Origin of the sequence: Paucisalibacillus algeriensis (genome assembly GCF_000577245.1) — a bacterium.
Lineage (GTDB): Bacteria > Bacillota > Bacilli > Bacillales > Amphibacillaceae > Ornithinibacillus.
Map to the genome: position 1 here is coordinate 23999 of NZ_CBYO010000001.1, position 13181 is coordinate 37179.

Consider the following 13181-nt stretch of genomic DNA (forward strand, 5'->3'; position numbering starts at 1 on the left):
AAATACATAAGAATGCTAACATTTTGCTAACGCAATCTCATGAAAAACGGTAAATCCCCGTTAAAGATGTTACAGCTAACAACATCCAAAACGTTGATTTACCGCATTTATTTCACCTCCCGTTAACGATATTACACACTCTCATCTTACGGGCGGCATGATGTAATAGAGACCCGAAACCGTTGATATATCAACGGTTAACAGTTCTACATTATAATCTTGACCACATTTTGACCAAATTCAGTCAAATTTAAGCACATATTTTATGAGACTCCCGAATTTTACGGGGAGTCTCTTTTTCTTATTTCTTCCGTTGTATACAAGTAAATATTCTTGCTTGCTCTATCGTCAGAATGCCTTAATCTTTTCATGATCCATTAAATCAACAGACCAGCTTCTGCGAGCAAAGAAGGATGGTGATATACCCCTTTACGAATCAGTTTTACGAGTACTCAAAAAATCTCCTGTCCAATAACCCAGGCAAATATAGAGTTTTTATTATGTTAAGCATCTCTTTCGAGGAGTGACCCGAACAGCCTTTACTATTCTTCCATTTCTTCTTCATAAACATTGAGTAAAAGAATACTTACGACATACTGATTATCCTGCATCCATTGATTATAAATTCCTCCATGCTCTTCTACAATTCTTTTCACATTTTTAATTCCTATTCCCTCGAGTCGTCTATTCTTTCGAGTATGAAGCTCTGTGGTATCAAATGCATTTGAAATTTCTATTAGTAGGTTATTATCAAATTGTTTGATCAGAAGTGAAATCTTATTTTCTTTAGGATTCGGTAAACGTAAGACTGCATTAATAGAATTATCTATCAAATTTCCTAGTACTACTGCAAAAATATCAGTATCTAAATTAATCTTTTCTGGAAGGAAAGACTTAACCTTTAATAGGATTCCATTGCTTTTAGCAACAGACACTTTTTCATTAAGAAGGTAATTTAACACATAGTTATTTGTAAAAAAATAATCATTGTGTTCGATTTTCTGTATTGAATGTTGAAGATATTTTTTAGCTAGAGCAATATCTCCCTGACTTAACATCCCTAATAGAATGACGTACTGATTTTTTAAGTCATGCTTCATGGAATAAAGTTTAGATTGTGATTCCTTGAGTTCTTTGAAAAATTTCAATTCCGATTCAAATACTTCTTTTTGTGTTGTCGTTTTTTCCAGCTTTCCATAATAATTTCTGAGGGATATATAAAGAAATAGTATACAAATATTCATATAGACAATAAATGCAGTAATAAATAAAGAAATAACATTACGATGATTAATAAATTGAACTTCCGATACAGAAGTAGTTAACGTAAAAACGGATATGATTGGTATAGAGAATATTGTCATGAAGAGAAAAATATTTCTAGGACTCTTAAATAGATTCTTTTGAAGAACAATAACTACTAGAACAGCTACAGCCATTAGTAATAATATTAAAACCATACCTTCCCCTCCAGTGATATAGAGAAAACCATGCAGATAATCAGAAAATAGTAAAGTCTAATTATGCAACGATAGTGTAATTTAGTTTATTAAGTCTCTAAACTTCATCAAAATTTTCTTTTTGGCACTATCCACAAACTTACGACTCATTGGTATCTCAATAGTTTGCTTATCATTTAAATTAACGATAATCGAATTATTGCTAATTTGTTTTACACTCCTCACGTTTACAATAAACGAGGTGTGGACCTGTACAAAATTATCATTAACCTTGGATAAAAGGTCATTAGTTGAAAGAAGCGTTTCAAATGTATCAGTAGGTGTGTAAATAAGTACTTTCCTTTTATTCTTTTCAAAGTAAACGATATCGCTAAACGAAAGACTATAGAACACTTTATTAAAATTAAACGTAAATTTTGAATCATTTAAATCTAAATATTTAATAGTGCGAATCAAGGCAGGATATACTTTGTCTTTTGTTACCGGCTTTAAGATGTAATCAAATGTGTTAACTTTAAAAGCCTTTTCCATATATTCTTTGTAACTAGTAATAAAGATAATTGGACAAGTATAATTACTCTTTCTAATAGTCTCGGCAATGTCTATTCCTGATAAATTTGGAAACTCAATATCTAGTATAAACAAATCATATGTACTTTCTTTAAGTAATTCAATTAATCTAAATGGATTGTAGAATATGTCTATTTCGAATAACGAGGAGTCATATTCTAACATTAATTCTTCGACAGCTTTTGTAATAATAGGATCATCGTCACAAATAGCAACTTTTAGTACCATCGTATCACTCCTTTGATATTGGTAATTTGTAGTGGTGTAAGGGTGAACTATATACGAAAAATGATGTAATGTAGTCAGACAAGATGTGGAATATATCAAAGGTGATTTTTTCTTGATGAAGACACACTTGCGTAGGTGTAGTAGATTGATAAATATAGTATGAAAGGCCATTAAACTCCTTTTTAAATAGAAGGAAGGTTGTCTTGTCCAATTCCCAATTTATTAGGAGAATACTGGGACAAGAATACCACAAAAACGGTTTATAAGGAATACCTCTACCCAACAACCATCCTCCAAACAGTAATATAGTAATAATTCTAATTAAGCTCCTTCTCCCTGAATTCCTTTATTAGAACAAAAATGATCTGTAAGTAATTACATATAACATGCAGATTGTTACATGAAATCAAAATAGTTAAAAAGAGAGAGTAATATGAAACTAACTAGAAAATAAATTTCTAGTTGGTTTCATTATGTTGAGCCAATGCCCAGGTCCTCAAATAATGGATTAAGTTCCTTTTTTTTTATTTAGAAACAGAATTTGTGTTAACTAAGACTACTATTATTTCGAGGGGAGAAATTATATTGACGAATAAGAACAATATTATTATTTCACAATTATGCAAGCGACATGGGAAAAAAGATATTTTAAAAGACGTATCATTCGAAGCCAAACAAGGGAGAATCACAGCTTTTCTTGGACCAAATGGTGCAGGAAAAAGTTCAACACTACGTATTTTATTAGGTCTTGATCGTTCAACAGGAACGGCAACTTTTGGTAGCAGAAAGTATGTAACATTTGATACTCCATTGAAAGTGGTAGGAGCAGCATTTGACGGTATAGGGGGCAATGTTTCTAGAAAGGTAAAAACCCATCTGAAAATCATCGCACAATCGAGCGGCATTCCCTTCAGTCGTGTATCTGAAGTATTGAAGATAGTGGGTTTATCAGATAAAGGCAAAGCTAGGCTGGGAACTTTATCGTTGGGTGAAGGGCAACGACTTGGACTTGCAGTAGCTCTTTTGGGAGACCCACAATACCTCGTCCTGGATGAACCAACCAATGGACTTGATCCAACAGGAATTCGCTGGTTTAGAAAATTTATTCGTCAGCAAAGAGACATGGGAAAAACAGTTTTGTTGTCCTCACATATTCTTTCTGAAGTGGAAGCTGTAGCGGATGATGTAGTTATTATTAATCATGGAAAAATAATAGCACAGGGTGAGCTTCACGATGTTATGAAGAATCTGGAATCATTGGAAGAGGTGTTTTTCTCTCTTACAGAAGAAGGTGAGTCCATAAATGAAAATCTTTCATAGAACCATACAATCTGAACTGATAAATGTTTGTTCAAGAATAGTTTGGTGGGTAATTGGTGCTTTAGTTGTCGTTGTTCAGCCACTTCTTGCAATAATAGCAGCCAAAGGCTATGTCCAGATTGGGTTAGACGCGACACCAGAAACTCACCCTGATATATTAGCAGAAGCAATCCCACCTTTGAATTATATTGGGTTTGATGTCGTGTTATTTGGTTTACTACCGATGGTTGTCTTTGGAGGAATGATAGGGGCAAGTCAATATAAACATCATGAATTACGTACCACTTTACTATGTCAAAGTAGACGGATTCAGGTGTTTTTTGCAAAAGTACTTGCACTTTTGATATGCAGTACATTTCTATCTTTTTTATCCATTTACGCTACCATTTCTATTATGCATATCAGTTTGGGAGATCTAGGATTACATCCATTTTATTTAAGTACCATAGCTTGGCAGTTTATTGGCTTTTCAGCACTCGATTGGATTTTACTAACCTTACTCTCTTTTGGCATCGGAATGCTTTTTAAAAATGCAATAGTACCTTTAGTTTTTCTAGTCCCTCAGGTTTTCAATCTTGGAAATTACTTTGCACAAAGGTGGGAATGGGGGGAGTATCTCCCGGTGGCAGCAGGTAATCTTCTCTTTGCAACACCAACAGATCCACTTGAACATGAACCACTAAAAGGCGGTATCGTACTGCTGATATGGGTGATTTTAGCTTTATTAACATCTTATTACACATTTATTCGTAGAGATGTAGGAGGAAAATATTAATGTACGCTGTGCTCCGTAGTGAGAAAACAAAATTTTTTTCTTATGGTTGGTGTGTTTTAGGTATAATGGGTGGTAATTTCGTTCCCATTCTCTATTTATTAATATCCGATACACCAAAGGTAGTAGGAGAAGAGATACTTTCTCTTTGCTTACAAGCCCTCTATTTAGGTCAACTTGGAATTGTTGTTGCCAGTGCAGGTTATTTTGGACAAGAATATTCACACTCCTCTCTAAGAACAACACTTCTTACACAACCAGAGAGAAAAAAATTACTATTCACGAAGTTTATGAACATTACTATAATCGTAGTAATTACAGGAATCGTTTCGAGTGTAATTAACTTAATCGTTCTTTCATTTCAACATGATATAGAATGGACGAGTGCTCTCATGTTAGAGTTGCTTGGAAGTGTTGCACTTGGCATGCTTAGTTGGATCCAGTTAGCATGGATTGCCTCTACTTTATCTATAATGACAAAATCAATGGTAATACCGATTGCTATTATGCTCCCGCTTATCGTGGGACTTGGCCAAATGTTGTTTATGATATCTGAGTTGGCAAAATTTTTACCAACTCTTGCTACAATGAATCTATTTTATATACCTACAGTAAGTATCTTTTTGGACAAATGGTTGGGACTAGCGGTTCAGTTTTCTTGGACAGTATTATTATTTACTATTTCTGCTTGGTTGTTTTTATATCGTAATGTTCGTTAATTTGGTATAGACTTGATTCTATTAATAAAGTGCAATTATACGGAATATGTTGGTGTAAAATCTTCAGTATAATTACGTAATTTATTTTATGTGAAGATTCCAGAAAGACCTTTTTATGGATTAACTAGAGGTCTTCATGTAAATGATTTTTTCCTAAAGAAAAGACTACTTCCTAAAAAACAGGGAGGTAGTCTTTTATGTTGGTAAAGTATTGGATGAACATGGCTACTAAGAGGTTTGGTTTAGATTGCAACACCGTAAAGTATGTTTCCCACCATGAATCTGCTCAAAATCAGAGTATAGGAAACAATTTTTAAGGTTTGATAGAATATGGAGATCAAAGATCCATTTTTGGTGGCTCCTCAAGCCATCCTTTAGTCATCATGAGCATAGCACCTTCTCGTGTGTATTCATACACATCTTTGGCCTGCAATCCTGCTCTTGTTATCAAGTCATTTCGCCACAAGAAAGTAGCACTAAAGCCTTGACCTCCCAAACTAAAGCTACCCAAGAGATAATTACAAAACATCATAAGTTTTTCTGAAAATGGAGCTATGGTAGAACTCGTAACTGTTCCTCCTGATGTAGTAGAAGGCTGGATATTATTCTGTAGAAGGACGCCTTCATTTTCCTTTAAAATTTCTCTTGATAGTTCCATCCCTTTTTTAAAATATTTTTTTACATCTTCATCTTTGGCACATTGAGCAAAGCCTTTCATTAATTGCATCCCCGTAATATTACCTTCTAACGAGCGATATAATACGCCAAACTCAATAGTATTTAATGGTCGCTTATGCCCTAAAATGTTAGTTCCTTTCATGTACTGTTTATCAGTTATGAAATCAATTGATTTAGGCATAGCGACATCATTTGGTCGGGGCAGAATCGATTTTTTAAGAAGATATTGTGTAAACAGATTATAATAATTCTCTGTTATTTCAGTAAGTTGCTTATAAAAGTTCACGATGTCTTCCCTATAAGATATGGTTAAATGAAGTGCGTACATCCCAGTACTAATTTCCTTTAGAATTCGACTAAACATAATATCAAAGCCATTTTCCCATAACTTTGGTGCTTCTAGATTAACATCTTCTTTGGTGAAGCCTTGCGGGATTGCTGCCCCTTCATTTTCAAACATGGACGTTATTTTGAGTACATTTGGATGAAGTTGCTCCCACAAGCCTGACATGAGATTTTTCGCTTCTTCGTCATCGGCTTTTTCGATGAAGTACTCCAATATCCTTAAAATCATTGTTTTTTTATGATATGTCATCCATAGCGCACCTAGTTCAGTGGAACTCATTTTGGTAGAATCAGACAATATACAAACCTCCAAATATGTATTTTAAACGTATTTTGCCTATCCTACCGACAATTATGTATCCAATAATAAGTTTGAATAAGAAAGAACCGAATAGACTCAAGGATTTTTAAGATGGAAAAAGAAGGAAAAGAAATATTGACATACAATAAATCGTGGAATAGTATGAGTGTATGAACATTTTCATTTTTTATTCATATAAACAAAAATACATTCATATTCAAGTTAGTTAGAGATGGAGGTAGTGCCAATGCCAAGAGGATTTAATGCTAATGAAAAAGAGTTTATTAGAGATAAGTTGTTGTCCGCTGCGAGAGAACTATTTAGTTCTTTGGGTTTAAAGAAAACCAGTATTAAGGATTTAACTGGGAAGGCGGGAATTGCTCAAGGTACTTTTTATAATTTTTTTGAATCAAAAGAGGTTATTTATTTTCTATTGCTTGAGCAGGATGAGAAAGAAATTAAGCAAAATGTTATCAATAAATTAATGTCAAAAGAGATAACACCATCTAATTTTGCAAATGTAATTTATACAACGGTTAAACAAATTGAAAATTATCCGCTAATTCGCAGGCTATATACAACAGAAGAATATGAATTATTAGTGAGAAAACTCCCAAATGAACTACTCAAAGAACATAGTGAAAATGACATATTAAGCCTTAATCCATTACTGGATCAATGGAAAAATAAAGGGGAAGTTGATGCTAATTTATCAAATGAAGTTGTCACGAGTGCCTTACGTGCTCTTTTTCTAATGACAATCCATAAAAGGGAGATAGGTGAGGATGTTTACGATCAAAGCCTTCAATTTTTAGCAGAAGGGATTGCACTTAGACTGTTTAAGGGAGGAGAAAATACGTGATACAAGTGGAAAACTTATTCTACACTTATCCAGGGAATATGTCACCAACGATTAAGAATGTCAATGTATCTATCAAGGATGGGGAAATATTTGGTTTTCTCGGTCCTTCTGGAGCAGGTAAAAGTACGATACAGAAAATTCTAATAGGTGTTTTAAAGGATTATCAAGGAAATGTAAGAGTACTCAATCAGGATGTAAGTAAAGCATCCAGTCAGTTTTATAGACAACTTGGAGTAGCTTTTGAAACACCTAATTTTTATCAGAAATTTACAGCTAAAGAAAACCTAGAGTTTTTTGCGGGGTTTTATAACAACAATAGATTAAATGTGGAAGAGCTCCTGGAAAAAGTTGCTCTTAAAGACGCGTATAACACAAGAGTATCAAATTTTTCAAAGGGAATGAAAATGCGTCTGAATATCGTCAGAGCGTTCCTTCATAATCCTGACCTTATTTTTCTTGATGAACCAACTTCAGGACTCGACCCAGTTAATGTTAAAAAAGTGAAGCAGTTTTTATTAGAACAAAAAGCAAAAGGTAAAACCATTATTTTAAACACTCATAATATGAATGTTGCCGAAACTCTATGTGATAGAGTGGCTTTTGTTGTAGAGGGTGAAATTAATTTAATAGATTCTCCTAAAAAGCTTAAAGAGGCATTTAGTAGAAATGAAATTGCAGTTTTATATAAAGAAGCTGGAAAAGAAAACTTGGAGTATTTTCAAATGAAACTACTTGGTCAGAACAAGCAGTTCCAACAAATCTTAAAAGGAGATGAGCTCATCAAGATTAGTACGGTTGAAAAAACACTGGAAGATATTTTTGTAGAGGTAACTGGGAGGGAACTTCATGATAGCAAAACTAATTAAACAAGATGTTCGGTTTCAGTTCAGGCATGGGTTTTATTATGTATATGCTTTCGTGACAGCTATATATATTACAGTTCTACTTTTTGTTCCTTTAGAGTTCCGCAGTTCCTGGAGTATTCTTATTGTCTTTACAGATCCAGGAACGTTAGGGTTCTTTTTTGTCGGAGCTATTGTTATGCTTGAGCGAAATCAACAGCTATTAACCTATCTTTTCATTACTCCAATAAAACTAAAGAGTTATCTATGGTCAAAGATATTATCTCTAACTCTTATTGCATGGCTTACAAGTTTGTTTATTGCTTATGCTGCACTAGAAACAGCAGTTTCTTTTATTTGGTTAACTATTGTCGTCCTCCTATGTAGTTTCTTTTTTACCTCTTGTGGATTAATAATTTCTGTAGACTCACCGTCAATGAATCACTTTATGTTCAGAGCGATTGTTACTATGATTGTTTTATATGTTCCAGTATTAAATTATTTTGATTTGATTTCATTCCGGTTAGTTGAGGTTATGCCTAGCTACTCTGCACTATTTCTTTTGGAATATGCAATGAGTAGAGCTGGAGGGATATTTTCACTACACATACCTAATTTTAGTGTATTGATACATGTTGGATTACTCACTATCTGGGGGCTTCTGGCTTATCAAATAGCTTTTGGGCGCTTCTCCAAATATATACTTTCAAATACGGGAGAAGTCAGGGAGGTGTCTGTATGAAAAGAGATGCTGATGATGAAACAGTAGGAATTAACATAAACCAAGTGAAGTTATTGGTAATAAGCGATGCGAAAAACGTGCTACGTGATCCATTAATGTTACTGGTGCTAGGGGCTCCTTTATATCTGTTTATTGTTGTAAAGTATGGAATTCCATTTGTGGACAATCAACTTGAAAAGTATACCTACTTTCAGTTGATGGATCATTTTTATTTAATAACTTGTTTTATAGTATTGATTGCACCGATGATGGTAGGAATGCTGACGGGGTTTCTTCTTTTGGACGAAAAAGATGATGGAATCCTGAATTACATGGATATTACCCCGATGAAACGAACGGGCTTTATAGGTTATCGAATAACAATCCCTTTAATCATATCGTTTGTCATTTCTTTTGTTCTAGTTATTTTATTCTTAATGGGGGATGGATTGGTTAACTGGGGATTATTGCTGCTGACACTAACGGTAGTATCTTTACTTGGACCCTTGATAACAATGTATTTAGCATCATTCTGTAAAAATAAGGTGGAGGGAATTACCTATGTAAAGTTGATTTCGATTTTCTCCATCGGGCCCATAGTAACTTATATGTTTGAAAGTTGGTGGACAGGATTTGCCTACATTATTCCTATGACATGGTTAGTTGAAACAGCTTATATGAGTATGACAGGTGAATACTTCGGATTAATACAAAACTGGGCAATATTGTATCTTGGAGGAGTGATTAACATTACAATCTTCCTATATATCTTTTATCAAAAAATGCTAAGAAGTCTTTAATTACCATTTTACTAGAACCGGTTGCTGAATCTGCGTTGCTACATACTCTAAACAAATGCGGTATGTGGAGATAACACTTTATATGTTATAGAGCATGCTAACGTTTTGCTAACGCAATCCAGTAAAAAATATAGAATCTTGTTAAAGATAGTACAATACAAGTTTTTACATGCCTTAATATTACTATGTCATTATGTTAAAAGATATCAGGCTCTGCACACAATTACAGTCTGCTAAAGCTGAGTTATAGTACCAAAATAAGGAATGAACTTATTCATTCCTTATTTTTTGGTATTTGAAAGCTGGCAGTTGTTCCGTGTTCTATTTTACTTCGAATTAATAATCCATTTCCATAAAGTTGTTTTAAACGGGAGTCAACGTTTCGAAGTCCCACACTAGTCTTCCCATTTTCTTTTTCCCCTGATAAGAGGTTGCTCGTTTCTTTCTCAGTCATTCCTTTACCGTTATCTATAACCGAAACTTCGATATAATCTAATTGCTCCATAACTTGAATAGAAACTTTCCCACCCTTATTAAGTTGTAGAATACCATGTTTAACGGCATTTTCAACTAATGGTTGAATGGATAAAGGGGGAAGCAATACAGTGGCATCTGTTTCAATCTTCCACTCAATTTCCAGTCTATTTCCAAATCTCGTCTTTTCGATATATAAGTAGGACCGAACTAAGGAGAGCTCATGTTCTAAAGGAATAACTGGCTCCGCATTATGAAAATCAAAGCTCAATCGTAAATAATTACTAAATTCCACAAGAAGCTGTTGCATTTTAGTAACGTCAATCTCTCCAAGTGCAGCAATGGAATTTAATGTATTGAAAATAAAGTGCGGCTGAATCTGTGATTGTAACCATGCCCCTTCCATACGAATATGTTCCTCAACAGAAATTTTTAGTTTGGTTAAGGCGTTTACTCTTGCCCTTAATTCTGTGGAATCAACAGGCTTTGTAACATAATCATTCGCACCAGCTTGAAAACCTGCTAATATATCTTCCGTACGTGCTCGTGCAGTTAATAAAAGTACAGGCAGTTCAGAAATAGAATAACTTTCTCGAATCTTTCTTGTTAACTCATAACCAGATACTTGAGGCATCATAACATCTGCAATGACAAGATCATAAGTCTCTGTTTGGAGGTTATTAATTGCCTGTTTTGCATTAGTAGCACCAGTAACAACATATTTTCCATCCCCAGCAAGAATGGAATGGAGAATAGTTACATTCATTGGATCATCATCAACTAGTAAAATTTTAAGTTTTCCAACTACATCTCTTGTATTATCCGACTGCCAAATATCGGTAGTTGTTGCAGCTATCTCATTATTTTCTTTAATAGGTTGAGAAGTAACAATCTCAAAGTTATCTTCCCCTTTAAAAAGAGGAAGTGTAAAGGTAAAAATAGAGCCTTTTCCTGGGGTAGACTGAACTGTTATTTCCCCATTATGCAGTTCCACTAATTGTTTGCAAATATTTAATCCAAGCCCAACTCCGCCGCTTGACCTTTCTTTAATCACAGTGGCTTGCTCATAAGGTTCGAATATATGATTTAATTCATCCTTCTGAATCCCTATTCCAGTATCCTCTATCTGAATATGGGCTATTTCATCTTTAATAGCTGCTCTAATAGTAATAGTTCCTTCATCTGTGAATTTCACTGCATTATGAATTAAATTAAATAATATCTGAATTAGTCGGGTTTCATCCGCCGCGACAGAAGGGAACGAATCAGGTATCTCAATGTGTAAATCAATAGGTTTTCCTTCAGTCATTAATTTAGTCATATCGATTACACCGGCAACCACTGTTTGTATAGCAACCCTTTCAATATGCAATGGAATTGTCTTTTCCTTTAATCTAGTGACATCAAGAAGGTCATTTAACATAAAGGACATTCGTTTACTTACATTTTCTAGAACAGATAAACGCTTCCGATGCTCTTCATGAAGGGGATTGGTTTTATCATCTAAAAGCGTTTGGATAACATTCAAAATACCGTGTAACGGATTCCTTAACTCATGTGAGGTATTTACTAAAAAATTATCCTTACGTTGATTCTCTATCTGTAATTTTTCTGTTAAATACCCTGCATCAGATGCAATCCGGGAAAAGCGTTTAAACCAAAAAGCTGTAAAACATAGCAAGGCAGCAATAAGGTCAAATGGATAATGCATGGTTTGTTCTGTTATAAGATTATGGATTAAGGTCCAGAAAATATTTAATCCTATACTAAGGCAACCAAGAACTAAAAAGATACTCTCATCTCTATGTATGGTAGCTTTCCGGAGTATTAGAGTAGCTAAGAAAATAGAAAAACCAAAAATGACATAGAACAATACTCTAGAAGAAAGTATGATGCTCCATGGTGATGCTACTAGAATAAATAACGCATATAGTATGCATAAGGCGGTGAATGCCCTGATTAAAAACTTGTTGGTTTTTACAGGAAATAAGGTTTTAATAATTTGCGGTATAAATGCAGCAACCCCTATATACGATAAGAAAGAAATTTTTACTCCCCAATCATAATCTACTGAAATCCATCTAAATAATAATTTGTCATCCGAACTAAGTACACTAATAATGGCGCATATAAGCATTAAGGAAAAATAAAGTAATCCATGGCCAGGTTTAAATCGGGTGAAATACAAAATAGCAGCGTAAACACTATGTAATAATAAGATTCCACAAAGCAAAAGCTGCAACCCTTCTGATAACTTCGTTCGATATTGAATGGCGTCCATCGTACCAAAATGGATAGATTTAAAAATGCCACCACTACTTTGGTGGCTGGAAGCTTGGATAATTAGCTCTATTTCATTTCGATCAGGTTTTAAAGAAACGGAGTAGGGAATACTGCTTCCTTTAAAATTATTTAATGATGTTGCAACTTGACCTGATTCACCAATATGTTGTCCATTAACATATATGGCAGACGCATTATTATATTTTTGATTCATGTGTAGTCCAAAAATATAATCATGATCCTTATCGAGTAATATACGTAGTTTATAAGTTCCATAGTGAAAGGAATCATTACTTTCGAACATTGCATTCCACTTACTCGGTACACTGATATACCTGTTTGACGTCTTATTTAGCTGTTCAGACGATGCCTTAAGCGTGGATGGAAAGAACTCCCATTCTCCATCTAGTTGAAGTGTTTCTTTATCATTAAACTTCCATCCACGTAAATCAAGCACACCATGATCTGCAGTTGGAGGATTTTTATAGTGAATGGTTGACAAATAGCCCATCCAAGATAAGCGGATAGCCGTTAATAGGATAAGGAAAATAATAATAAGGAAAATCCATTTAGGAGTTTTAATCGATTTTTTCATGAAATTTCAATCTCCGTTTTTACTTTTATTTCTTTATCATATAGTAAATTGGTGAGGGAGTCACTACTGGATTACGAGTTGGTAGATTTATTTCATTTGTTAAAATATCTGTTTGAATTGGCTCCTGGAATTGTATAGAAAATATAGACTTTTAATTGTAATGTGGCTACTAGATTAGTATTATTAATGTAATAGAATTGAGTTTACTCAA

At 34.0% G+C, this 13181-nt stretch carries 11 protein-coding genes; 7 read left to right on the forward strand and 4 right to left on the reverse strand.

Features of this window, described 5'->3' with window-relative positions; translation table 11 throughout:
* Positions 1–542 precede the first annotated feature (542 nt).
* Positions 543–1460 (reverse strand): sensor histidine kinase, encoded by a 918-nt coding sequence (locus TY11_RS00125; protein WP_042141895.1) that lies wholly within the window; start codon positions 1458–1460, stop codon positions 543–545.
* 81 nt (positions 1461–1541) lie between these two features.
* Entirely contained in the window at positions 1542–2258 is a 717-nt protein-coding gene (locus tag TY11_RS00130) for a LytR/AlgR family response regulator transcription factor (protein WP_042141896.1), read from the reverse strand.
* 585 nt (positions 2259–2843) lie between these two features.
* On the opposite strand from TY11_RS00130, the gene TY11_RS00135 reads away from it, so the two are divergent.
* The 3 genes from TY11_RS00135 to TY11_RS00145 are packed head-to-tail and all read left to right on the forward strand — an operon-like array spanning position 2844 to position 5069.
* On the forward strand, positions 2844–3578 hold the full coding sequence (locus TY11_RS00135; RefSeq protein ID WP_042141897.1) for an ABC transporter ATP-binding protein: 735 nt from the start codon (positions 2844–2846) through the stop codon (positions 3576–3578).
* Positions 3562–4353 carry an ABC transporter permease gene (locus TY11_RS00140; RefSeq protein WP_042141898.1) on the forward strand — a complete coding sequence of 264 codons (792 nt, stop codon included), beginning with the start codon at positions 3562–3564 and terminating at the stop codon, positions 4351–4353. Before TY11_RS00135 ends, TY11_RS00140 begins: the two co-directional genes overlap by 17 nt.
* Complete coding sequence (locus TY11_RS00145) at positions 4353–5069, forward strand: ABC transporter permease (RefSeq protein ID WP_042141899.1); 717 nt, start codon at positions 4353–4355, stop codon at positions 5067–5069. The genes TY11_RS00140 and TY11_RS00145 overlap by 1 nt, the downstream gene beginning before the upstream one ends.
* Before the next feature lie 337 nt (positions 5070–5406).
* Here the strand turns inward: TY11_RS00145 and TY11_RS00150 are convergent, their stop codons facing one another.
* Entirely contained in the window at positions 5407–6390 is a 984-nt protein-coding gene (locus tag TY11_RS00150) for a DUF3231 family protein (protein WP_231495746.1), read from the reverse strand.
* A 250-nt stretch (positions 6391–6640) separates the two neighbouring features.
* Between TY11_RS00150 and TY11_RS00155 the strand changes: the two genes are divergently transcribed.
* The 4 genes from TY11_RS00155 to TY11_RS00170 are packed head-to-tail and all read left to right on the forward strand — an operon-like array spanning position 6641 to position 9618.
* A complete protein-coding gene (locus TY11_RS00155; RefSeq protein ID WP_042141900.1) occupies positions 6641–7255 on the forward strand; it encodes a TetR/AcrR family transcriptional regulator in 615 nt (204 codons plus the stop codon).
* Entirely contained in the window at positions 7252–8121 is an 870-nt protein-coding gene (locus TY11_RS00160) for an ABC transporter ATP-binding protein (RefSeq protein WP_042141901.1), read from the forward strand. The genes TY11_RS00155 and TY11_RS00160 overlap by 4 nt, the downstream gene beginning before the upstream one ends.
* A complete protein-coding gene (locus TY11_RS00165; protein WP_042141902.1) occupies positions 8102–8839 on the forward strand; it encodes a fluoroquinolone export ABC transporter permease subunit in 738 nt (245 codons plus the stop codon). Before TY11_RS00160 ends, TY11_RS00165 begins: the two co-directional genes overlap by 20 nt.
* Complete coding sequence (locus TY11_RS00170; protein WP_042141903.1) at positions 8836–9618, forward strand: Rv2686c family ABC transporter permease subunit; 783 nt, start codon at positions 8836–8838, stop codon at positions 9616–9618. Before TY11_RS00165 ends, TY11_RS00170 begins: the two co-directional genes overlap by 4 nt.
* Before the next feature lie 274 nt (positions 9619–9892).
* Here the strand turns inward: TY11_RS00170 and TY11_RS00175 are convergent, their stop codons facing one another.
* Positions 9893–12970, reverse strand: a complete 3078-nt coding sequence (locus tag TY11_RS00175) for a hybrid sensor histidine kinase/response regulator (protein ID WP_042141904.1) — start codon at positions 12968–12970, stop codon at positions 9893–9895.
* Between the last annotated feature and the right edge of the window lie 211 nt (positions 12971–13181).

Coding starts and splice junctions, on each gene's coding strand:
- TY11_RS00175 (WP_042141904.1), bottom strand. CDS start 12,970: ATGAAAAAATCGATTAAAACTCCTAAATGGATTTTCCTTATTATTATT.
- TY11_RS00165 (WP_042141902.1), top strand. CDS start 8,102: ATGATAGCAAAACTAATTAAACAAGATGTTCGGTTTCAGTTCAGGCAT.
- TY11_RS00140 (WP_042141898.1), top strand. CDS start 3,562: ATGAAAATCTTTCATAGAACCATACAATCTGAACTGATAAATGTTTGT.
- TY11_RS00130 (WP_042141896.1), bottom strand. CDS start 2,258: ATGGTACTAAAAGTTGCTATTTGTGACGATGATCCTATTATTACAAAA.
- TY11_RS00155 (WP_042141900.1), top strand. CDS start 6,641: ATGCCAAGAGGATTTAATGCTAATGAAAAAGAGTTTATTAGAGATAAG.
- TY11_RS00145 (WP_042141899.1), top strand. CDS start 4,353: ATGTACGCTGTGCTCCGTAGTGAGAAAACAAAATTTTTTTCTTATGGT.
- TY11_RS00125 (WP_042141895.1), bottom strand. CDS start 1,460: ATGGTTTTAATATTATTACTAATGGCTGTAGCTGTTCTAGTAGTTATT.
- TY11_RS00170 (WP_042141903.1), top strand. CDS start 8,836: ATGAAAAGAGATGCTGATGATGAAACAGTAGGAATTAACATAAACCAA.